This window comes from Sorangium aterium, assembly GCF_028368935.1.
Lineage (GTDB): Bacteria > Myxococcota_A > Polyangia > Polyangiales > Polyangiaceae > Sorangium > Sorangium atrum.
Map to the genome: position 1 here is coordinate 2,705,008 of NZ_JAQNDK010000001.1, position 22,848 is coordinate 2,727,855.

Genomic DNA, 22,848 nt, shown 5'->3' on the forward strand with positions numbered 1-22,848 from the left:
CGCGCCAGCCCCGCCCGGCGCAGGATCAGCGCGCGGGGATCGGCACGGCCGCGAACTGGACGAGCTTCCCGCGCCGCACCTTGAGGAGGGCGACCGACCCGTCCTTGAGCTTGCCGATGGCCGCGCGGAGGCCGGCGACATCCTTCACGGGGGCGCCGTTCACCTCGAGGATCACGTCGCCCACCTCGATCTCCTGGACCTTGCTGCCCGAGGCGAACCCGTCGACCCGCACCCCGCCGCCCGGGGCCTCGGAGACCTGGATGCCGAGCTTCTCGGCGCTCAGCTGGCGCTCGGGCCGGGCGCCCTGGCTCGGCCGCTCACGGCCCGCCGCGTCGCCCTCCTCGTCTTGCAGCGCGTCCAGCTTGGCCGTGACCTGTTGCTGCTTCTGGGCGCGCACCAGCGTCACCGCGATCTCGGCGCCGGGCGCGTTGCGCGCCACGTTGCGCCGCAGCTCCTCGGCGTGGTTGATGGGGACGCCGTTCACGTTCACGATCACGTCGCCCGGCTTGATGCCGGCGCGCGCGGCCGCGCCGCCCGGCTCGACCTCGGCGACGAGCGCGCCCCGAGGCCCGTCCAGGTGGAGCGCGCTGGCGAGATCGCGCGTGACGGGCTGGAACAGGAGGCCGAGCTTGCCGCGCTCGACGAAGCCCTTCTCACGGAGCTGCGGGAGCACGTCCTTCAGCGCGTCGATCGGGATCGCGAAGCCGATGCCGTTCGCGCCCGCCCGGATCGCGGTGTTGATGCCCACGACCTCGCCCCGCCAGTTGAACAGCGGGCCGCCGCTGTTGCCCGGGTTGATCGACGCGTCGGTCTGGATGAAGTCGTCGTACGGCCCAGCGCCGATCGCGCGCGCCTTCGCGCTGACGATGCCGAGCGTGACCGTGTGGCCGAGCCCGAAGGGGTTGCCGACCGCGAGCACGTGCTCGCCGACCCGCAGCTGCTCGCTCGCCCCGAGCGGCGCCACAGGCAGGCCGCTCGCGCCCTTCAGGCGGAGGAGCGCGAGATCGAGCTTGGGATCGCGGCCGACGACCTCGGCATCGAACTCCCGCTCGTCGGCGAGCCGCACGCGGACGCCGGACGCGTCGTGGATGACGTGCTCGTTCGTCACGACGTAGCCGCTCGGGTCGATGATGAAGCCGGTACCGAGCGCCGTCTGGGTCGGCTGCTGGCCCCGCGGGTTGAGCCGGCCGCCGCCTTGCGGGCCTTGCGGACCGAAGAAGAACTGGAAGGGGTCGAGCCCTTCGGGGCCCTGGACCTCATGCGTCGTCGTGATGTTGACGACCATCGGCTTGACCCGCTCTGACAGGGCGGCGACATCGAAGGTGGCCGGCACCGGCGCCGTCGCCGGCGGGAGCGTCACGGTCGCCACCGGCGGCGCCGCGGCCTGCGGCGAGGCAGCGGCCTGGGTGGAAGGCGGCGCGGCGTGGGCCTGTTGACCGCAGCCGCCAAGGGCCAGCCCCGCTGCCATGAGCAAGGCGAGGGCCGAAGCGCGCGAACGATAGGAAACCGCTTGAATCATGAAATCTCCGTCAGGCAGTCGAAAGGTCCCGTCCTGCCATCGACGAACATGGGAGCGACAGCGTTCATTCCGCCGCACCAATAACGCCGCAGCCTCGGCTGACAAGGGCGCTCGCCTCGGTGCTGGCGAGCGGGCCCCGCGCCTGCCTGCCCGTCCACGGCGGCACGCAGCCGGACGGCGGTGTCCGTCGAGATTTGAGCCGCGCGCTCGGCAAGGCTGCTAGGGTGCGCCCTCCTGGAGGAGAGGCGAGCGATGGCGAGCGATGAGGGTCTGCTGCGAGGGCGCAAGATCGGGTTTCTTGGCGGCGGAAACATGGCGGAGGCGCTCATCCGCGGCCTCGTCCAGGGGGGCGCCGTGGGCGCGGAGCAGATCCGCGCGAGCGATCTCAAGGGCGAGCGGCTCTCGTTTCTCCGCGGGCGCTATGGCATCGAGACCACCGAGGACAACGAGGCGCTCTGCCAGTGGGCCGACGTCCTCGTCATCGCCGTCAAGCCGCAGATCGTCGATCGCATCCTCGCCCCCATCTCGTCGGGGCTCGGCCGCTCGGACGTCGTGATCTCGGTGGCGGCCGGCGTGCCGATCGACGCCATCGAGGCGCGCCTGCCCGAGGGCGCGCGCGTCATCCGCAGCATGCCGAACACAGCGGCGATCGCGCTCGCCGGCGCCACGGCGATCGCCGCCGGGAGCCACGCCACGAGCGAGGACGTCGAGATCGCGCGGACCCTGTTCCAGGCGGTCGGCCGCGTCGTCGTGCTCGACGAGTCGCTGCTCGACGCCGTGACCGGCCTGTCGGGCAGCGGCCCGGCCTATGTCATGGTGATGATCGAGGCGCTCGCGGACGGCGGCGTGAAGGTCGGCCTCGGCCGGGACGCGGCGCTGCTGCTCGCGGCGCAGACGGTGTACGGCGCCGCCAAGCTCCAGCTCGAGACCGGCGAGCACCCGGGCCGCCTGAAGGACATGGTGACGAGCCCCGGCGGCACGGCCATCGCGGGGCTCCACACGCTGGAGGCAGGCGGCCTCCGCCGCACCTTGATCGACGCGGTCGAGGCGGCGTCCAACCGCTCGGCCGAGCTGGGCGCCCAGATGGCGCAGAAGCTCCGCCGCACCTGAACCTGACAGGGAGCGCGCCTGTCCCTGATCGCTGGATACGAGCATGGGGGCAACCCCAGGCGGAGCGTTTGCCACCTCCGCCGAAGTGCGGTGTGTCCACGAGGCACGCTGAGCAAGCACGCCACACAAAGAGCGTTTCACCCGGGATCTCTACAGCGCTCCCGCTCCCGCCCCTCCAGAGAGTTCGACCACGCGGAGCCGGCGTTCGCCGGGCATCCTCAGGATCGATCGATGTGGGCTCGCGTCGAGATATCGCTCTCTCGTTCAGCCGTACTTCCACTCCCCGTCGACCGCACCACGCGCGGTGTCACCGCCGGAGCTTGGCCTCGAAACTACAAGACGAGACACTCCACGGCATGCAGACAACACGACTTCTCCTTGCAGGGGTGGTTTGACGGGTCCCAGCGGCGGCGATGTCTGTCGTACCGCGTACCGCGTACCGCGATCGAGACGCTCTGCGAGGTCGCGCCCGTGACGTGCCCCGAGGTCCACGACGCGCGCTGCGCGCTCCACCCCCTGGCTCGCGCCGCCCGTTCTCCGACCTCAGGTGTTGGCGTTCGGCCGGCTCTTGACTATGTTCGCCGCGTCGCAGCGGGACAGGCGATCGCCGGCGGGCGGGGAAACCCGGCCGCGGGAGGAAAGTCCGAGCTCCGCAGGGCAGGGTGCCGGGTAACGCCCGGTGAGAGCGATCTCGAGGAAAGTGCAACAGAGAATAGACCGCCGCGCCGCGCGCTTCGCGAGGGCAAGGAGCCTCCTGCCCGGATGGGCTGGGCTCCGGAGCCTCCGCTGGCTCGCCGCGCGGCAAGGGTGAAACGGCGGGGTAAGAGCCCACCGCGCCCTTGGCAACAAGGGCGGCACGGCAAACCCCACCTGGAGCAAGGCCGCGTAGGGAGGCGTCCGCGACGGCGACAGCCGCCGCGGCGAGGGTTGCCCGCCCCAGGCCTCCGGGTTGGCTGCTTGAGGCGCGCGGCGACGCGCGTCCTAGAGGAATGATCGCCAGCGCGAGGGGGGCGACTCCCCGCGCAACAGAACTCGGCTTACGTCTCCTGCGACCACGAAGCTCCGCCCCGGCGGGGCTTCGTGCTTTTGTGCTCGCCCGCCGCTCACCTGTGGCAAATCGCTACGCTGCCAGCGGCTGGAGGCGGTCGCGCAGCTTTTTCTTGGCGCGCGCCTCGAGCTGCCGAGCCCGCTCGCGCGACACGCCCAGGCGACGCCCGATCTCGGCGAGCGACAGCTCCTCCTCGGGATCCGCCATCATCCGGGTCTCGACGATGTACCGCTCCCGCGGGTCCAGGTTCTCGACCGCCTGCGTCAGCCGCTCCCGGAGCAGGGCCCCCTCCTCTGCGCGCGAGAAGCGCTCCTCCTGGTCCTGATCGTCCGCGGGCAGCGTGTCGACAAGCGACCGGGCGCCGTCCTCGAACACCTTCGTGTCGAGCGAGACGTCCCGGGCCTCCAGCCGGTGAGCCATCTCCAGCACCTTCTCCGCGGGCGCGCCGAACTTCTCGGCCAGCAGCCGATCCCCCTCCTCCCCCTCGCCCACGAGGCCCGCGATGCGCGCCCGCTCCCGCCGCAACCGGAAGAACATCTTCGAGCGGAGCGGGCCCGAGCCCACGCCGACCAGGCTCCAGGAGTGGATGACGTGGTTCAGGATGTACGCCCGGATCCAGTAGGCCGCGTAGGTCACGAAGCGGTTTCCGCGGTCCGGGTCGTACTTGCGGATCGCGTGGACGATCCCGAAGTTCCCCTCGGCGATGAGATCGGCGAGCGGGATCCCGTAACGCCGGTAGCTGATGGCTATCGAGACAACATGCCTCAGGTTTGCGAGCGCGAGCGCGGCTGCGGCCTGCTCGTCGCCGTGGTCCCGCCACCGTCGAGCGAGCTCGACTTCTTCCTCGCGCGACAGCTCCGGGATCTGCCGAACATGCGTGATGTAGCGCGAAACCGCGCTGGCCTGATCTCGGGACGTTTGCACAGGGTTTCCTTCGAGGTCCGAAGACCCCGGTTCGGTTGATGAGGCCGGCCGATGCCGGACCCCGGCTCCTGCTGTCGAGGTCGGCCGGGGCCGGACCTCGATCGCGTTGATCGCCTCGCCGGCACTTGCCGCCGAAGTGGTTGGTTCGAGATTCCGAAGAGAGCAGCCCACCCAGGCTGCGATGCAGCTGGCATGCCGCCCCGGGCGGGCAGCTTGTACACCATGGCTGCGAAGCGCTGGCGCATGCGCCTCAGGCTCGCCCGCGCGAGGGACGAGCCAAACCGGAGGCGCTAGAGAGCCAGGAAGTCCGCGATGCTCCGGGCAGACGCGCTCTCGCGGCCCGTGTGCATCTCGCGTCGGCCGCTCCAGGGACGAGCGGCGCGAGCCAGGACGGAAGCGACGCCCGCGAAGAGGGCGGGCGCCTGCTCAGACGGAATCTGACGGAATCAGACGGAGAACGAGGAGCCGCAGCCGCAGGTGCTCTTCACCGACGGGTTGCTGAACTTGAAGCCCGAGCCGTGGAGGCCTTCCACGTAGTCGATCTCCGTGCCGTCCAGGTACTGGAAGCTCAACGGGTCGATGTAGAGCTTGACTCCTCTGTCCTCGAACTCCTCGTCGAACTCCGTGGGCTTGTCCTCGAAGTACAGGTCGTACGAGAAGCCGGCGCACCCACCGCCCACGACGCGCAGGCGCAACCCCTGCCCCAGCAGCTCCTCCGCTGTCGCGATCTCCATCACCTTCTCGGCTGCCTTCTGCGTGATCGTGATCATCCTGGAATCTCCTCTGCGTGCTTTGTCGGCGGGGGACAGCAGGTCCTGTCTCTGACGGGGCGCTCGCCCCGCCGGAAGGCGAACCGTGCGGTGAACCCGGCCGGCCGTGCCCTGGGTGGGGTGCTCAGGGCTCGCCAAAGATACGCACCTTCAGCGATGTCCGCCAGTGCCTCAGCCGGAGCGGCGTCGGGCGGCACCCTGGTCGCCCGTTCGTCCAGGGATACCACCAGCCCGCCGTTCGCCCCGCCCGTGCGCCCAGACGCGACCCCCGACCGCTCATCCAGCATCGTCGCAGCCTCATCCAGCAGCATCGCAGCGTCGACGGATGAGCCCGCGGCCAGGACCGCCGCCGCCCGCTCGCAGCCGACGCTTGACGCCGGCCGACAGACCCGGCAGCGTTCAATCTGTTAATCCGGATTGAGAGATAAACATCTCGGTCCGGAGCCGTCGCCTGGGGCCGGCCTCGACCGCTCCCCATCCGGACCGCAAGCCGGACGGCGGCGGGCCCCGGGCCGCCCTGCCCTCGCAGCAGAACGGCTGCCCTGCGGCCGCAACCCCCACGGGAAAGAAGCGCAGGAGATGAGCAGAGTCATGAACGGAAGCGAACGCCCCGCGCGCATCGAAGAGATCCTCGAACACAGGATCCTGTGCCTCGACGGCGCGATGGGCACGATGATCCAGCGCTACCGCCTGGGCGAGGCCGACTACCGCGGCGAGCGCTTCCGCGATCACGCGATCGACCTCAAGGGCAACAGCGATCTCCTCGTGCTGACGCGGCCGGACGTCATCTCCGAGATCCACGGCGCGTACCTCGACGCCGGCGCCGATATCATCGAGACGAACACCTTCACGGGCACCTCGATCGCCCAGGCCGACTACCGGCTCGAGTCGCTCGCCTACGAGATCAACCTGACAGGGGCCCAGATCGCCCGGCAGGCGGCCGACGCGTGGACTGCGCGCACGCCCGGCAAGCCGCGCTTCGTCGCGGGCTCGATGGGGCCGACGCCGAAGACGCTGTCGATCTCGCCGAGCGTGAGCGACCCGTCGTTCCGCGCCGTCGGCTTCGACGAGCTGCGGCGGGCGTTCGCGGAGCAGGTGCGCGGGCTCGTCGACGGGGGGGTCGACGTGATCCTCGCGGAGACGTTCCTCGATACGCTGAACATGAAGGCGTGCCTCGTCGCGATGGAAGAGGTCTTCGCGGAGAAGGGGCGGCGCCTGCCGATCCTGCTCAGCGTGACGATCACCGACAGGAGCGGCAGGACGCTCTCCGGCCAGACGATCGACGCCTTCTGGACGAGCGTGGAGCACGCGAGCCCGCTCAGCGTCGGCCTCAACTGCGCCCTCGGCGCGAGCGACATGCGGCCGTACCTCGTGGATCTCGCGAAGCTCGCCCGGGCGCGGGTGAGCTGCTACCCGAACGCGGGCCTCCCCAACGCGTTCGGCGAGTACGACGAGCTCCCGGAGACGACGTCGCGGCTGCTCGCGGAGTTCGCGGAGAGCGGGCTCGTGAACATCGTCGGCGGCTGCTGCGGGACGACGCCGGATCACATCCGCGCGATCGCCCGGGCGACGGCGGAGCTCCGGCCGCGGCCCGTGCCCGCGGAGCGCGACGGCTTCGGGCGCTTCGCCGGCCTGGAGACGCTCGTCATCCGGCCCGACACGAACTTCCTGATGATCGGCGAGCGGACCAACGTGACCGGATCGGCGCGGTTCATGGAGCTCATCAAGAAGGGCGACTTCACGACCGCGCTGGAGGTGGCGCTCGATCAGGTGCGCGGCGGGGCGAACATCCTCGACGTGAACATGGACGAGGGCATGCTCGACTCCGAGCAGGCGATGACGACCTTCCTGAACCTCGTCGCCACCGAGCCCGAGATCGCCCGCATCCCGATCATGGTCGACAGCTCGAAGTGGTCGGTCATCGAGGCGGGGCTCAAGTGCATCCAGGGCAAGGGGATCGTCAACTCGATAAGCCTCAAGGAGGGGCCCGAGGACTTCCTCGAGAAGGCGCGCGCCGTGCGGCGCTACGGGGCGGGGGTCGTGGTGATGGCCTTCGACGAGATCGGCCAGGCCGAGACGGTGGAGCGCAAGGTCGCGATCTGCCAACGCGCGTACAGGCTGCTCACCGAGGAAGCGGGCTTCGATCCGCAGGACATCGTCTTCGACCCGAACATCCTCGCCGTCGCGACCGGCATCGAGGAGCACAGCGACTTCGCGAAGAGCTTCATCGAGGCGACGCGGATCATCAAGGCGACCTGCCCGGGGGCCCGCGTGAGCGGCGGCGTGTCGAACCTGTCGTTCTCGTTCCGCGGGAACAACGTCGTCCGCGAGGCGATGCACTCGGCCTTCCTGTTCCACGCGATCCGGGCCGGAATGGACATGGGCATCGTGAACGCGGGGCAGCTCGCCGTCTACGAGGACATCCCGAGGGACCTGCTCGAGCGGGTGGAGGACGTCCTCTTCAACCGGCGCCCGGACGCGACCGAGCGGCTCGTCGAGTTCGCCGAGCAGGTGAAGGGCAAGGGCAAGAAGAAAGAGCTCGACCTCGCCTGGCGCGACGGCCCGGTCGAGGAGCGGCTGTCGCACGCGCTCGTGAAGGGGCTCGTCGACTTCATCGAGGCGGACGTGGAGGAGGCGCGGAGGAAGTACGACAAGCCGCTCTCCATCATCGAGGGGCCGCTGATGGACGGGATGAAGATCGTCGGCGAGCTGTTCGGCGCCGGGAAGATGTTCCTGCCGCAGGTGGTGAAGAGCGCCCGCGTGATGAAGCGCGCCGTCGCGCACCTCCTGCCGTTCATGGAGGCCGAGAAGGCCGCCGCGGGTGGCTCGTCGTCGCAGGGGAAGATCGTGATGGCGACCGTGAAGGGCGACGTCCACGACATCGGCAAGAACATCGTGGGCGTGGTGCTCGGGTGCAACAACTACGAGGTGATCGACCTCGGCGTGATGGTGCACCAGGACAGGATCCTGGAGGCGGCGCTGCGCGAGGAGGCCGACATGATCGGGCTGAGCGGCCTCATCACGCCGTCGCTCGACGAGATGGTCAGCGTGGCGCGCGAGATGGAGCGCCGGGGAATCCGGCTGCCGCTGCTCATCGGCGGGGCGACGACGAGCCGGCAGCACACGGCGGTGAAGATCGCGCCGGAGTTCAGCGGGACGGTGGTGCACGTGCTCGACGCGTCGCGGGCCGTGGGCGTTGTGTCGAGCCTGCTCGATCGGGCGAACCGGCCTGCCTTCGACGCGCAGAACCGGGAGGAGCAGGCCCGGCTGCGCGAGCTCTTCGCGAGGAAGCGGGCGAAGCCGCTCGTGACGCTCGCCGCGGCGGACGAAGGGCGGCTCGAGCTCGCGTGGCGGCCGGAGGACATCGCGAGGCCGTCGTTCACGGGGCGCCGCGCTGTGGAGGTGCCGCTCTCGGAGGTCGCGAGGTACATCGACTGGACGTTCTTCTTCACCGCGTGGGAGCTCAGGGGGCCGTTCCCGCAGATCCTGGAGCACCCGCAGTACGGCGAGGCGGCGCGCGAGCTGTTCGATCACGCGCAGAAGGTGCTGCAGCGGATCATCGATGGCCGGTTGCTCACGGCGCGGGGCGTCTACGGCTTCTGGCCGGCGAGCGGCGAGCAGCGGGACATCGTGCTCTACGCTGACGAGGCGAGGGCGCGGGAGCTGCTCCGGTTCAACATGCTGCGCCAGCAGCAGGTGAAGGGGCAGGGCGGCGCCGAGGAGGACGGAGACGGCGGCGACAAGGCCGCGGGCGGGGTGAGGCCGCACCTGTCGCTCGCCGACTTCGTGGCGCCGCGGGAGCGCGGGCTCGCCGATCACGTCGGCGCGTTCGCGGTGACGGCCGGGCTCGGGCTCGACGAGATCGTGCACGCGTACGAGAAGGACAAGGACGACTACAGCGCGATCGTCGCGAAGGCGCTGGCGGACCGGCTCGCGGAGGCGTTCGCCGAGCTGCTCCACGAGCGCGCGCGCGAGGACTGGGGGTACGGCGCGGGAGAGGCGTTGACCAGCGAGGAGCTCATCGAGGAGAAGTACCGGGGGATCCGGCCGGCGTTCGGGTACCCGGCGTGCCCGGATCACACCGAGAAGCGCAAGCTGTTCGCGCTGCTCGACGCGCCGTCGGTCGGCATCGAGCTGACGGAGAGCTGCGCGATGACGCCGGCCGCGAGCGTCAGCGGCATCTACCTCGCGCACCCGAAGGCGCGGTATTTCATGGTGGGCCGCCTCGGCAGGGATCAGGTCGCGGACTACGCGAAGCGCAAGGGGATGACGGTCGAGGAGGTGGAACGGTGGCTGTCGCCGAACCTGGGGTATGACCCGAAGGCGGCTGTCGAGGAGGTGAGCGCCGTCGTGGCGGCGTGACGACGGGCGGAAGCGGCGATGAGCCCAGGGGCGCCCGTTCCAGCGCAAGGTCATCGCAGGGGCAGCGTCCGAGCGCGGCAGCAATCCGACGCAGACCGCGCGACGAACGTTGTGATAACAACATCCCCATGTCCGAAGCCGACTGGTTTGCGCTGAACCGCGCCGCCTGGAACGCGCGCACCCGCGTGCACCTGGCGTCCAAATTCTACGATCTGGCCTCGTTCCGGGCCGGAGCGAGCTCTCTCAAGCCGATCGAGCTCGAGCAGGTCGGCGATGTGCGCGGAAAGTCGCTGCTCCACCTGCAATGCCATTTCGGGCAGGACACGCTCTCCTGGGCGCGGCAGGGCGCCCGTGTCACCGGGCTGGACCTCTCCGACGAGGCCATCACGGCGGCGCGCGCGCTGGCGAAGGAGCTCTCTGTGGACGCGCGTTTCGTCGAGGCCAACGTCTACGACGCTCCCGAGGCCCTGGGCGGCGAGACGTTCGATATCGTCTTCACCTCGTACGGCGTCCTCGGGTGGCTCCCGGACATGACGCGCTGGGCGCGCGCGGCCGCGGCGTGCCTGAAGCCCGGGGGCGCCCTGCACCTCGTCGAATTCCACCCTCTCGTGTGGATCTTCGACGACGCGTTCGAGCAGATCGCCTACGCATACGACGGACACGGGGAGCCGATCGTCACCGAACAAACAGGCACGTACGCCGACAGGAGCGCGCCCGTGACGCTGAAGGAGATCGGCTTCAACCACGGGATCGGGACGGTGGTGTCAGCGCTCCTCGACGCGGGCCTCACGCTGGAGCGCCTGCGCGAGCTCGACTGGTCGCCCTACGACATCTTTCCGGACATGGTGGAGGGACCGCCAGGGCAGTTCCGCATGAAGAAGTTCGAGCGCCGGCTGCCGCTCGTCTATGCGCTCACGGCGCGACGGCGCCCCTGAGAGCCGCTATGCGCTCACGGCGCGACGGCGCCCCTGAGAGCCGCGTTCAGGCGGCGATCGCGTTCAGCGGGCTCGTCCGGCCGAGATCGCCGTAGAGGTCCTGGACGCGGCCGAGCCACCCGCTCCCCCGCCGTCTCCTTGTTTCATCGGGTCTTGCGGGGCGCGACATGAGCGCTCCCGTCACTCGCCGTCACTCGCCGTCACTCGCCGTCACTTGCACAGGACGCGCTCGTCCAGGGGGAGGCGCGGGCTGCGCTCCGGGCGCGCGAAGCTGTCGGGCGACCGGAGCACGTCGCGGAGGCGCGCGTCGGCCAGCGCCACGAGCGCGGCCGGCGCGGCGGGCAGCGGTCCGTCGCACGGGATGGGCTGCACCATCGCGTGGACCATCGGACCGCGCTGGAGGAGGCTCTCGTACAGCGCATGGCCGAAGACGAGCGCCGCGGCCTCGCCCCGCTGCACGGCGTCCCGCACCTCGCCGGCGCAGCGCTCCAGATCGGAGGCGTCGCCGAGGAGGGGCGCCGCGCGCGCGTCGGCGAGCAGCAGGAGCCCCCCCTCGTCGAGGAGCGCGAGTCCGTCCAGCTCGCGCGTGCGCGCCGGAGGGAGCGCCTCCGCGCCTGGATGGAGGCGCGCGGCGATCGCCCGGTGCTGGCGCGCGTGGAGCTCGGCCTTCGCGCGCGGGAAGGCGGCCCACACCAGCATGTTGAGGAAGTCGTGCCAGTTCCTCGGACGCGTGGGCACGCAGCCCTCGACGTGGATGCGCGCGTCGTAGAGCGCCAAGGGGTCGACGGGCCCGCGCCGCCCGCGCCGACGAGGCCGCGGCTTTTGCTCCGCAAAGCGCACGGGGAACCCCTCGCCGAGCGCCCGGTTGTAGTCCTCGACAGGCGGCCAGCCGGCGCACCCCGCGAACGCCTCGGCCAGGGGGCGGATGGGCCAGTAGAGCCGGCTCTTCTCGTAGAAGAGCGGCTCCCAGGGAGCGGGGGTGCTCCCTGGCGCGCCGCTCGAGTGCGGCGCAGCTCGGTCGGCGGCACTCACGCGACGCAGGGTAGGAGCAGCGCGGCGAGAGCTCAAGCCGCGCGCGAGGCGGCGCCGGGGCGCGCTGAGCGCGAGGCGGCGGCCACGCGCCGAGAGCTGGGCCGCTGGTCGCCCGGGTGGCCCGCGGTGGACCGAGCGCACGCAGCGGGACAGAGGGCGCCGGTATCCCCGAGACTCCCTGTTTCAGCTCACCCGGTTTCCCACGACATCCATTCTCGCCCTCACACAACCATCACGGAACGAGAACTCGCGCCAAGCCTGGAGTGATGGCCGTTCACCGTGGACGTGGTCGCGACGGATCTGCCCCCACGCCCGCCGCCCGCGTGTCATCCTGAGATAACGAGATGGCTCGCCTCGAGGACCGCCTGCCAGCGAACGCACCCGGCGATTACTTCGTCGACCGGTCGTGCATCGACTGCGACGTCTGCCGCCAGCTCGCCCCCTCGGTGTTCGCGCGCGCGCCGGCCTTCGAACAGAGCATCGTGGCTCGCCAGCCCGCGACGCCGGACGAGCACCTCCGCGCGGCCATGGCGCTCGTGTCGTGTCCGACCGCCTCCATCGGCACCACCGCGCCGGCGGCTGGAATGGCGGCCGCCACCTTCGCCTTCCCCGAGCCGATCGACGAGGATGTCTATTATTGCGGCTATTCCTCGTCGTCCTCGTTTGGGGCGGCGAGCTACCTCATCCGGCGACCCGAGGGCAACGTGCTCGTCGACTCGCCCCGCGCCGCCAGGCCGCTCATGAAGCGCATCCGCGAGCTCGGCGGCGTCCGGACCCTGGTGCTCACCCACCGCGACGACGTCGCCGATCACCGGATCTTCCGCGACACATTCGGGTGTGATCGCGTGATCCACGAGAGCGACGTCGACGACGGAACAGCGCTCGCCGAGGTGAAGATCGGGGGGCTCGACCCCGTGGCCCTCGCGCCCGATCTCACCTTGATCCCCGTCCCGGGCCACACGCGAGGCAGCGTCGCGCTCCTCCTCAGGGACCGATACCTCTTCACCGGGGATCATCTCTTCTTCTCCGGCGAGCTCGGGCGACTCGACGCGTCGCGCGACGTCTGCTGGTATTCCTGGGCGGAGCAGATCCGCTCGATGGAGCGCCTCCTCCAGCACCGGTTCACGTGGGTCCTGCCCGGCCACCTCCGCCGGTACCGCGCTCCCTCCGAGGACGCCATGCGCGCCGAGCTCGCCGAGCTCATCGATCGCATGAAGATGGCGTGACGCGCGGACAGGCGCGCGCTTCGGCGAGCGGCCCGCCTCGGTCCGCCGGGCGCCGTGGTACGATCGCGTCCCTGATGACGCCGGACCTCATCGTTCGCGGGTTGCGGGTGGTCACCGGGGGCGCCGTGCGGCCGGCCTCGGTGCACATCCAGGGCGGCACCATCGTCTCCGTCGCCGGCTACGACGAGCTGCCGGAGGGCTGCCCCGTCGTCGACGCTCAGGGCGCGGCGGTGATGCCCGGGCTGGTCGATGCGCACGTGCACATCAACGAGCCCGGGCGGACCGAGTGGGAGGGCTTCGAGACGGCGACGCGCGCGGCGGCCGCGGGCGGCGTCACGTCGCTCGTCGACATGCCCCTCAACAGCATCCCGCCGACGACCACGGTCGCGCACCTCGAGAAGAAGGCGCGCGCGGCGCAGGGCCGATGCCTCGTCGACGTGGGCTTCTGGGGAGGCGCCGTCCCGGGCAACGCGGGAGAGCTGGTCCCGCTGCTCGAGGCCGGTGCGCTCGGCTTCAAGTGCTTCATGGTCGACTCGGGCGTGGCGGAGTTCGGCCACGTCGCCGAGGCGGACCTCAGGGCGGCGCTCGAGGTGCTCGCGGGCACGGGGGCGCCGCTGCTCGTCCACGCCGAGCTCCCCGGCCCCATCGACGCGGCGCGCGCGGCGATCGCCGGCCTGGATCCGCGCACGTACGCCGCCTACCTGCGCTCGCGCCCGCGAGAGGCGGAGGACCAGGCGATCGCCCTGCTCGCGTCGCTCTGCCAGGCGACGGGCGCGGCGGCGCACGTGGTCCACCTCTCGTCGGCCACGGCGCTCGACATCCTGCGGCGGGCGCGCGACGGCGGCGCCGCGCTGTCCGCCGAGACGACGCCGCACTACCTGCACTTCGCCGCCGAGGAGATCCCGGACGGCGCGACGCCCTTCAAGTGCGCTCCGCCGATCCGGGAGCGGCAGAACCGCGAGGAGCTCTGGGCCGCGCTCGCGGGCGGCCTCATCGATTTCGTCGTCTCCGATCACTCCCCGTGCACCCCCGAGCTCAAGCGGCTCGAAGCCGGCGACTTCGACGCCGCCTGGGGCGGGATCTCGAGCCTGCAGCTCGGCCTGTCGATCGTCTGGACCGACGCCCGCCGCCGGGGCATCCCGCTAGAACGGCTCGCGGACTGGCTGTGTCGCGGGCCCGCGAGGCTCGCCGGATTGCGCCGCAAGGGGGAGATCGCGAGAGGGTTCGACGCCGATCTGGTGATCTGGGATCCCGACGCGAGCTTCCGGGTGGAGCCGCCGATCCTCCAGCACCGGCACAAGGTGACGCCCTACGCCGGCGAGGAGCTCCACGGCGTCGTCCAGACCACCTACCTTCGCGGCGAGAAGGTCTATGAGCGCGGGAGCTTCCCCGCGGAGGCGAGAGGGCGATGGCTGAAGCGAGAGGGGTGACGGGGCCGGCGTTCACCGAGGCGCTCGATCTGGCCTCGGAGCGCCTGGGTGGGGCGGTGCTCGCGGCGAACGACGAGTTCTTCGCGCCGAAGGAGAACCTGCTCAAGGCAGGAAAAGCGGTGTTCCTGGAGCACGAGTACACAGATCGCGGGAAATGGATGGACGGCTGGGAGACGCGCAGGCGCAGGACTCCCGGGTTCGACTGGTGCCTCGTCCGGCTGGGGCTGCCAGGGATCATCCGCGGGGTCATCGTCGATACGGCGTTCTTCCGGGGCAATTACCCCGAGCACTGCTCCATCGAGGCGTGCGCGGCGCGGCCCGACGCGCGGGTCGAGGACTTGCTCGATCCACGGACGCACTGGGTCGAGATCCTTCCGCGCTCCCCGCTGGCCGGCGACTCGCAGAACGCGTTCGAGCTGAGCTGCGCTTCGCGGTTCACGCACCTCCGCCTGAACATCTACCCGGATGGCGGGGTGGCGCGGCTCCGGGTGCATGGCGACGCCCTCTCCGACGTTCGCCGGCTCGATCGCCCGGGCGCGGAGATCGACCTCGCGGCCGCGGAGAACGGCGGGCGCGTGCTCTCGTGCAGCGACATGTTCTTCGGGGTGCGCCACAACCTCATCATGCCCGGCCGGGCGGCGAACATGGGAGAGGGCTGGGAGACGCGGCGCCGGAGGGGGCCCGGGTACGACTGGGCGCTCCTGGCGCTCGCGGCTCAGGGCGAGATCGCGCGGATCGAGGTCGACACGAACCACTTCAAGGGCAATTACCCCGACAGCTGCATGATCGAGGGGATCGACGCGGCGGGGCGCTCCGCGGCGGAGCTCGCCGGCGCGGGCGAGTGGCGGGAGATCGTGCCGCGGACGAAGCTCCAGGCGCACACGCGTCATCTCTTCGAGGAAGAGCTCCGCGCGGCGGGGCCGTTCACGCACGTGCGCCTGAACATCTATCCTGACGGCGGCGTGAGCCGGCTCCGCATCTTCGGCAAGGCGACCCGGAGCGGGGCGGCCGAGCAGCGGCTCCGCTGGCTCAACGCGCTCACGGAGCCGGAGGCCGAGGCGGAGCTCCGGGTGACGTGCGGCTCGCCGGCGTGGGCATCGCAGATGGCGGCGGCGCGGCCGTTCCGCGACGAGGAGCACCTCTCCGCGGCGGCGGGGCAGGCCTTTGCGCGGCTCGCGCCGGAGGACTGGCTCGAGGCGTTCCGCGCGCACCCCCGCATCGGAGAGACCAGGCCGCAGGCGGAGGCCGCGGAGGCGAGCGCGACGACGAGGCGCTTCTCCAGCCAGGAACAGGCGGGGATGAGCGTCGCAGCGCAGGAGACGCGGGAGGCGCTCGCGCGCTTGAACCGCGTCTATGACGAGAAGTTCGGGTTCATCTACATCGTCTGCGCCACCGGGAAGAGCGCGGACGAGATGCTGGAGGCGCTGCGCGCGCGGCTCGAGCACACGCCGGAGCAGGAGCTGCCCATCGCCGCGGACGAGCAGCAGAAGATCACGGCGATCCGGCTGAAGAAGCTCTTGTGGGGCGGATAGAGCCCCGGGGCGCGGCCCCCGAGGAGGGAGCGCGTCGGGCGATGGGAGCGCTGGCGCATCGGGTGTCCGGGCGATCCGGTGTCCGAGCGTGGGGCGCTCAGCGCGAGAGCTGGCCTCGCAGCGCGCCGTCGGGGAAATCGGCGGTGCGCACGGCGACGTAATACCTCTCCGGATCATCGAGCAACGCGCTCAGCTCGTCGCGGGTCGCGCTCACGCAGCCGTTGGAGCTGCCGCCGGTCGGCGGCATCAGCGTGATGATCCCGCGGCCCGCGCGGCCGACGGGGCCCTCGTGGATGCGCGCCGCGGTCGCCGGCGCGATGCCGGCCACCGCGAGGTCGAAGCAGACCTCGCCGCGGTCGAGATCGAGCGTGACGCGGGCCGTGCCGCTCCCCTTCGGATCGCCGGGGCCGGGCACTTCGTCTTGCCCCGTGAGCGCCGCCGTGAGCGAGGGGACCGGGCGCTCAGGCAACGCCGCGCGCGCCAGCGCCGTCGCGAGCAGGACGGCGCCCAGCGCGAGCATCTTGAGGTGCTGCATGTCTCCCTCCTGCACATCGCGGGGATGTGCGGTTCGAGGGCGCCACGAAGAGCAAAGACGACGCCGCCCGCGCGCCGCGAGCCGCCCCGTACGTCGGCCAATCGCGGCAGCGGCGAGGAGGCCGCGACGGACACGGCGACTCGCGCCGATCGCCGAAGCGCGCAGGAGAGAGATTGCGGCGGACAGCGGACCCGGATCAGCACACGACGCGGGGAGCCGGCGTCGCCTGCCGGAGGTGGCAAGACGGCCGCTGCTCCACGCGGGCGGACAGGCTACGGGCGTGGCCAGAGCAGCGGCGGAGGCATCCGCATGAGCACGCCCGGTCCGTCGCGGGCGGGGGGGGTCAGGGTTGACGACGAGTCCGCCTTCTGCCAGGAGACGGACGCGCGCGAGGCGCGCGAGGCGCGCGGAGAGCACGGCGGAGGCACACGATGAGCACAGAGATCTCGAAGACCGACAACGACGACTGGACCATGCCCAAGCTCATCACGCTCGCGTTCACGACGCTCGTCGTGGCCTTCTCGGTCATCTACCTCATCTCTCCCTGAACGGCGGCCGTTCGCCCGTTCCCCGGCGCGCGCCAACCCCGCGAAGGGCGGCCTGCGCTACAGCTTCCTGGCGCAGCGCACGCCGAGCGCGTCCGTCACATCGGTCGGGTCCCAGCCGGTCCGCAAGCGAGAGGAGAGGTCCTCCGCTTCAGGCTGCCACCAGCTGCCGCCGCGGATCACCCGCGCGGAGCCGCGCTCGACGTTCGCGCAATCACGGCACGGCTCGGGGTACGTCCCCTCGAAGTCCAGGGTCCACTCCCACACGTTCCCCGCGAGGTCGGCCTGCCCCCACCGGCCATCACCCCGCGGCGATCTCGATCCGACGACGGCGCTGCCCGCGACGTCGAACACCGCGTAGGTCGCGTTCGGAAACGCGTTGCCCCACGGATACGCCCGCTGCTCGCTCCCGCCAGCCGACGCGTAGTTCCACTCCGCCTCTGTCGGGAGCCGCCCGCCGTCCCAGGCGCAGAAGGCGAACGCGACGAACCAGCTCACGCAGCTAATCGGCTTGAGCTCGTTCCCACCCACGTCGTCAGTCCACGAGTGCAATCCCGGGTTGCACTTCAAGTCCTCCTTCAGCGCGGCCTGGCTCGCGGGCAGACGGGAGTCCCACGCCGCGTCCCAGCCGCTCCGCACGATGGCCGGGTGAGCTCCAGCGCCGGCTGCGGGTCGGCTCGCGGGATACGCCTCGACGAACTTGCGGAACCGTCCGACGGTGACCTCGTAGCGATCGAGGCGCAGATCGCTCACCTCCGCCGGATACGCCGCGTCGTTGCTCCGGTCGTACCGGCCGGCCGGAACGCGCAGGCTCGCGCAGCAGGGCTGGCTCCGATCCGGCCCGCAGGTCTCGCCCGCCCCGGTCTCGCCCAGGCGGCAGCTCGGCGGCAGGATGCACCGCCCCGCGCCGCACCAGCCGGCGCAAGCGGCGAGAGCCCACCGCCCGTCGCTGCCGCACACCTCGATGAGATCACCGGCGCACCGCGCCTCGTCGGGAGAACACTCGAGAGGGGTCCCCCCGCCCCCGCCTGCGTCACCGCCTCCACCGGCCTCGCCGCCGCCAGCCGCTGCGCCGCCGGCCTCGCCGCCACCCGCCGCGCCCCCACCCGTCGCGCCGCCGCCGGTCGCACCGCCACCCGTCGCGCTGCTGCCAGCCCCGCCGCCGCCGACCGCCGTGCCCGACCCACCTGCTCCACCGCCGGCGGCGCCAGCGCCTCCGTCGCCATCGACGAAGCTCCGCACCTTCTGCTCGCACCCCGGCCCGAGCGCGGCCATCACGACGGCCAGCCAGCCAGCACCGCGCCGGCGATCCCGAGCTTCACCCGAACGAGTTCGTAGAGCGCCCACCGTTCACCCTCACAGTCGCCCACCGCCGGGCACCCCCACCGTATCATGTGGGACACCGCCTTCGCTCCGCCGGACCGTCGCCCTCGCGGCGCCTCCGGGCGCACCACGGACGGCAGGCGCACGCGTCGCGCTCGCCGCGCGGGACGGCGCTCTCGCGCGCACGCGCGCTCAGCTGCCGCGGTACGTGGTGTAGCCGTGTGGGCTGAGCAGCAGCGGGACGTGATGGTGCTGCGCCGGGTCCCGGATCTCGAAGAGGATCGACACCGTAGGATAGAAGCTCTCGCATCCGAGCGCCGCGTAATAGGCGCCTGTGTGGAAGGTGAGACGGTAGCAGCCCTGGAGGGGCCTTTCGCCCGGCGACAGCAGCCCCTTCTGCCGGCCGTCGCCGTCGGTCGTGCCGCGTCCGACCTCCCGGTAGCCGCCGCCGTCACCGACCTCCAGCACCACCAGCACGCCGCTCGCCGGGCAGCCCCGTGACGTGTCCAGCACGTGCGTCGTGATCGCGCTCATCGGTCCTCCTCGCCGCTCGGGCCCTCCGCGGTGCGGTCCATTCCGGTGCTCTCGTATCACGCGCTCCGGCGCGCCACGATGGCTTGAAAGGATCGGCCCCTGAGCTCGTCCGGCGTGAGGCCGGTCCTCTCCGCCGCCTCGCCCTCCGTCATCGCCCCCGCGCCGATCGCGCGCAGGAAGAAGCCCAGGAGCCCCTGCCCCGTCGCGGCGTCGTCGAACACCGTCCCGGCGACTGTCGCCTGGGCGGCCCGCTCGACGAAGCTCCGCAGCCGCGCGGCGGCCGCATCGACGCCCTCCAGGAAGAACGCGTACGTGGCGGCGTAGCGGACCGGCAGCTCCGCGGGGTGGAGGTCCCAGCCCTGGTAGTAGCCGCTCTCGAGCGCGCGGCGGACCTGCCCGTATTTCAGCCGCCACGCGCCCACGACCGCGCGGCGGTTCTCCTCGCTCTGCTGCGGCGTGAGCGGCGCGCCGCCGGGGCGCGCGCGGTGCGGGCCGACGGGCAGGAGGTTGCTCGCGCCGTCGGAGAGCCAGAGCCCCGAGCCGGCCAGAGCGACCTGCATCACGTGCCGCGCGAAATCGCACGCCGGGTGGGCGAGGTGCTGATGGGCGGCCGTGATCTCGCAGCTCGCCGTGTAGTCGTAGGCGCCGAAGTGCGCCGCCACGCACCGCCCGCGGGCCGCATCGACCAGCCCGGGCAGCGCGACTTCCCCGCGCGGGCCGAGGATCGACGCCGGCGTCTCGACCATCAGCTCGATCCGGATCGAGCCGGCCGGCAGCTGCAGCGCGCCCTCGAGCGCGTCGAGGGCGTCGGCCAGGGCGGAGACCTGCTCGGGCGCGACCACCTTCGGCAGCGTCACCGCGAAGGCGGGCGGGAGCGCGCCGCCCGAGGCGGCGACGAGCGCGGAGAGGAAGACGTCGAGCGTCCTCAGGCTCCGCTCGGCGCACCCGTCGCCGAGCGGCTTGATCCTGATCCCGAGGAACGGAGGCAGGCTGCGCGCGGCCATGCCGAGGGCGACCTCGCGCGCCGCGGCCGCGGCGTGCGCGTCCTCCTCGTGCCCGGGGCGCACGCCGTAACCGTCCTCGAAATCGATGCGCAGGTCCTCCACGGGCTCACGGCGGAGCTTGTCGAGCACGCGCGCGTGCACCGCGTGCGCGAGCCGCGCAGCCCCGGAGGCGCTCTCGGCCGCGCCTCCGCCCGCCTCGATCGCGGCCGCGAGCGCGAGGGCGTCGGCGCGCCCCTCCGGGAGCCCCTCGGCCCCCGGAAGGCCGATCGCCCGCGCGAAGGCCGCGAAGTCGGGCGCGTGCTCCTCGACGGCGCGGAGCGCCACCGCCCCGAGCTTCCGGGCCGTGTCGGCCTTGAACAGGTGGGCGCCGCCGTAGACGGTGTGGACCGGCTGGCGCGCGCCGGTGTGGTCGAAGACAGAGCGCCCGCTGGGGAGGCGCGAGAGCGCGCCGCGCAGCGCTTCGGAGGAGAGGCTCGTCTGGAACATGGTGTGCTTTCAGCAGGGTGGGTGCACACGAGATGCCGCCTGACTCGGCACGTCAAGCGGCGCTCGCGCTCCTCGCGACGAGGCGCCATGCTGCGACCCGCGCCGCTCGAGCGAGCGCGAGGAGCGCCGCGCGCGGCGGCGCCGGCGCTGGCCAGGGCGGCGGCGCTGGCGAGGGCGGCGGCCGCCGTTGCGCGCGCAGCGCTCGGGGTGTATCCGTCGTTGGAGGACTTGAATCGATGATGAGACGCCGAGACTTTCTTCGCGCGACCCTGGTGACCGCTGGTTCGGTGGTCGTGCCGACGGCCTGCTCCGATGATGGGGACCCGATCGGCATCTGCGACGTGCACGAGGATGACCGGTTCTTCCCGCAGTCGGTGGCCTCCGGCGATCCGAGGCACGATAGCGTCGTGCTGTGGACCCGGCTCGTCGATCGCAAGCAGCCGCAGTCGGATCTCACCCTGGCGCTCGTGGTCGCGCTCGACGAGGAGTTCACGCAGCTCGTGGTGCTCAACCCGAGCTCCGACAACGTGGCCTCGGTGGGGTCGGGCAGCACGCAGCTCCGCGTGACCGCCCGGGCGGAGTTCGATCACTGCGTCAAGATCAAGGTGAACGGCCTGAGCCCCGGCACCACGTACTATTACCGCTTCTACTACATGACAGGAGACGGCTGCGTCAGCTCGCGCGTCGGGCGGACGCGCACGGCGCCCGCGCTCGACGCGGACGTGCCGGTGCGCTTCGCGTTCGTTTCCGGCCAGGACTACGTCGGTCGCTACTACAACGCTTATGTGGCCCTGGCGAAAGAGGAGCTCGACTTCGTCGTCCACCTCGGGGGCTACATCTATGAGACGACCGGGAACCCGAGCCTCCAGGCCGCCCCGGGACAGCGCAGCATCTCGTTCTCCGACGTGGACGGCGCCATCGCCTTCCAGCCGGCGGAGGGCGCGGCGTACCACGCAGCCAAGTCGCTGAGCAATTACCGGGAGCTCTACAAGACGTACCGGTCCGACCGGGCGCTGCAGCGGGTGCACGAGCTCTTTCCCATGATCGCTGTCTGGGGCGATCACGAGTTCTCCGACGATTGCCACGGCGCGACGGCGGCCTATCTGGACGGCCGAGAGCCGGAGACGGACGAGGACCGGCGCAAGGCGGCGAACCAGGCCTGGTTCGAGTACATGCCGGCCGAATACCCGAATGATCCGAAGGGCGACGAGTTCCGCTACGACAGCGCGGTCGAGTACCCGGACGATATCACCATCTACCGGGACTTCTCGTTCGGGAAGCACGTCCACCTCGTGATGACGGATCTCCGCTCCTACCGGGCGGATCACCTGATCCCGGAGGACGCCTTTCCAGGAAAGGTCGTCGTTCAGGAGGAGCAAATCGTGGACAGCTTGACCAGCTTGCTGCCCTATACGAGCCGCTACATCCTGGACATCAACGAGGACAACTGGGTGATGACCTACAAGAGGGCGCTGGACGAGGCCGCTGTCCTGTTCGGATTCGACCCGAGCCTCGGTTTCGCCCAGGGCGAGCCCCGCCCCGTCAGCGCCAAGGTCGTCGACGAGATCGTGGCGAAGCTGAACGAGCACAAGGCCGAGCAAGGGGAGGAGCCGATTCCCCCCATCCCGCCGAGTGAGCTCGCCTTCATGCAGAGCGGGTTCGCCTACGCCGATCTCGGAAAGACGGACTATTACAGCGCGTTCGGGTCGCGCTACTTCGTGATCAAGGACGCCTTCGATCCCTACTCGACGCTCACCGCCAAGGCCGAGGTCATGGGCGAAGCGCAGAGGGCCTGGTTCCAGAAGACGATGGAGGACTCGAAGAGCACCTGGAAGGTATGGGGGAACGAATACCGCCTTTCACAGCTCACCGTCGCCCACACCACGGAGCCCGCGGAGCCCGATCAGGAGTCGCTCACCCGGCACTTCTACCTGAACTGCGATGGCTGGGACGGCTTCCGCGAGGAGCGGAACGAGCTCATCGAGATGCTCGCCGGGGTCGAGGGCAACGTGGTGTCGATCACCGGCGATCTCGGCGCCTTCCTCGCCGGAACGCCGGCTGTGGAGGGCGCCACGTCCACGGCCAAGATCGTGGAGTTCGGCGGCTCCGCGATCTCGTCGGCCACGTACCGCTCGGTGCTGACGAAGCAGCTGGCGAGCCATCCGACGCTGAAAGACGTCCTGAAGGCGGAGGCGGAGGACATCGACGGCAGCATGAAGACGGCCAATCCGCACCTCGCCTTCAGCAACTCCACGAGCAACGGGTTCTGTATCGTCGAGGCGAATGCCGACGAGTTCGTCGTGAGCATGCACATGATCCCCGAAGACGCGCTCGCCGCGCCCCTGTACGAGGAGGCTCAAGCGGCAGCGCTCGACGAGCAGATCACGATCACGCGGTACAAGACGGTGGCGGCCGAGTCCGAGCTGTACTGGGACGACAAGGGCACCTGGAAGCAGTGGATCCCGGCCACCGCAAGCTAGGACGCAGGAGCCACCGGCCAGGCTCGCCGGCAGATGCTGCCGGCCATCTCGGC

At 71.1% G+C, this 22,848-nt stretch carries 15 protein-coding genes and 1 other RNA gene; 8 read left to right on the plus strand and 8 right to left on the minus strand.

The genetic code is table 11. From position 1 onward, the window contains the following. Window positions 1-25: 25 nt before the first annotated feature. Window positions 26-1,519 (minus strand): Do family serine endopeptidase, encoded by a 1,494-nt coding sequence (locus POL72_RS09855; RefSeq protein WP_272094798.1) that lies wholly within the window; start codon window positions 1,517-1,519, stop codon window positions 26-28. A gap of 252 nt (window positions 1,520-1,771) precedes the next feature. On the opposite strand from POL72_RS09855, the gene proC reads away from it, so the two are divergent. Beyond that, window positions 1,772-2,629, plus strand: a complete 858-nt coding sequence (gene proC / locus POL72_RS09860; RefSeq protein WP_272094800.1) for a pyrroline-5-carboxylate reductase — start codon at window positions 1,772-1,774, stop codon at window positions 2,627-2,629. Between the two features lie 588 nt (window positions 2,630-3,217). Then, an RNA gene (rnpB, locus tag POL72_RS09865) (RNase P RNA component class A) lies at window positions 3,218-3,683 on the plus strand. A 66-nt stretch (window positions 3,684-3,749) separates the two neighbouring features. On the opposite strand, the gene POL72_RS09870 is transcribed toward rnpB, so the two are convergent. Then, a complete protein-coding gene (locus tag POL72_RS09870) occupies window positions 3,750-4,601 on the minus strand; it encodes a sigma-70 family RNA polymerase sigma factor (RefSeq protein ID WP_012238497.1) in 852 nt (283 codons plus the stop codon). 446 nt (window positions 4,602-5,047) lie between these two features. Further along, a complete protein-coding gene (gene erpA, locus POL72_RS09875; RefSeq protein WP_272094801.1) occupies window positions 5,048-5,371 on the minus strand; it encodes an iron-sulfur cluster insertion protein ErpA in 324 nt (107 codons plus the stop codon). A gap of 591 nt (window positions 5,372-5,962) precedes the next feature. On the opposite strand from erpA, the gene metH reads away from it, so the two are divergent. Both metH and POL72_RS09885 read left to right on the plus strand, forming a co-directional pair. Next, a complete protein-coding gene (gene metH / locus POL72_RS09880) occupies window positions 5,963-9,733 on the plus strand; it encodes a methionine synthase (RefSeq protein ID WP_272094802.1) in 3,771 nt (1,256 codons plus the stop codon). A 128-nt stretch (window positions 9,734-9,861) separates the two neighbouring features. Further along, window positions 9,862-10,668, plus strand: coding sequence for a class I SAM-dependent methyltransferase (locus POL72_RS09885; RefSeq protein WP_272094803.1), 807 nt, complete (start codon window positions 9,862-9,864; stop codon window positions 10,666-10,668). A gap of 210 nt (window positions 10,669-10,878) precedes the next feature. Here the strand turns inward: POL72_RS09885 and POL72_RS09890 are convergent, their stop codons facing one another. Then, entirely contained in the window at window positions 10,879-11,700 is an 822-nt protein-coding gene (locus POL72_RS09890) for a DUF3025 domain-containing protein (RefSeq protein WP_272094804.1), read from the minus strand. A 344-nt stretch (window positions 11,701-12,044) separates the two neighbouring features. On the opposite strand from POL72_RS09890, the gene POL72_RS09895 reads away from it, so the two are divergent. The 3 genes from POL72_RS09895 to POL72_RS09905 all read left to right on the plus strand — a co-directional run bounded on the left by POL72_RS09895 (window position 12,045) and on the right by POL72_RS09905 (window position 15,888). Then, window positions 12,045-12,926: an MBL fold metallo-hydrolase gene (locus POL72_RS09895; RefSeq protein ID WP_272094805.1), complete on the plus strand. Its 882-nt coding sequence runs from the start codon at window positions 12,045-12,047 to the stop codon at window positions 12,924-12,926. 74 nt (window positions 12,927-13,000) lie between these two features. Then, the gene (gene allB, locus POL72_RS09900) at window positions 13,001-14,356 is read left to right on the plus strand and encodes an allantoinase AllB (protein WP_272094806.1); all 1,356 of its coding nucleotides are present in this window, start codon (window positions 13,001-13,003) and stop codon (window positions 14,354-14,356) included. Continuing rightward, the gene (locus POL72_RS09905) at window positions 14,335-15,888 is read left to right on the plus strand and encodes an allantoicase (RefSeq protein ID WP_272094807.1); all 1,554 of its coding nucleotides are present in this window, start codon (window positions 14,335-14,337) and stop codon (window positions 15,886-15,888) included. Before allB ends, POL72_RS09905 begins: the two co-directional genes overlap by 22 nt. 97 nt (window positions 15,889-15,985) lie before the next feature. Here POL72_RS09905 and POL72_RS09910 read toward each other — a convergent pair whose 3' ends face one another. The 4 genes from POL72_RS09910 to POL72_RS09925 form a co-directional block, all read right to left on the minus strand. Further along, on the minus strand, window positions 15,986-16,423 hold the full coding sequence (locus POL72_RS09910; protein WP_272094808.1) for a CHRD domain-containing protein: 438 nt from the start codon (window positions 16,421-16,423) through the stop codon (window positions 15,986-15,988). Between the two features lie 605 nt (window positions 16,424-17,028). Further along, window positions 17,029-18,243, minus strand: coding sequence for a formylglycine-generating enzyme family protein (locus tag POL72_RS09915; RefSeq protein ID WP_272095928.1), 1,215 nt, complete (start codon window positions 18,241-18,243; stop codon window positions 17,029-17,031). 240 nt (window positions 18,244-18,483) lie between these two features. Continuing rightward, window positions 18,484-18,825, minus strand: a complete 342-nt coding sequence (uraH, locus tag POL72_RS09920; RefSeq protein ID WP_272094809.1) for a hydroxyisourate hydrolase — start codon at window positions 18,823-18,825, stop codon at window positions 18,484-18,486. A gap of 56 nt (window positions 18,826-18,881) precedes the next feature. Next, complete coding sequence (locus POL72_RS09925) at window positions 18,882-20,315, minus strand: DUF6986 family protein (RefSeq protein WP_272094810.1); 1,434 nt, start codon at window positions 20,313-20,315, stop codon at window positions 18,882-18,884. Between the two features lie 236 nt (window positions 20,316-20,551). Here POL72_RS09925 and POL72_RS09930 point away from each other — a divergent pair, with 236 nt between their 5' ends. Further along, entirely contained in the window at window positions 20,552-22,795 is a 2,244-nt protein-coding gene (locus tag POL72_RS09930) for an alkaline phosphatase D family protein (RefSeq protein ID WP_272094811.1), read from the plus strand. Window positions 22,796-22,848 lie beyond the last annotated feature (53 nt).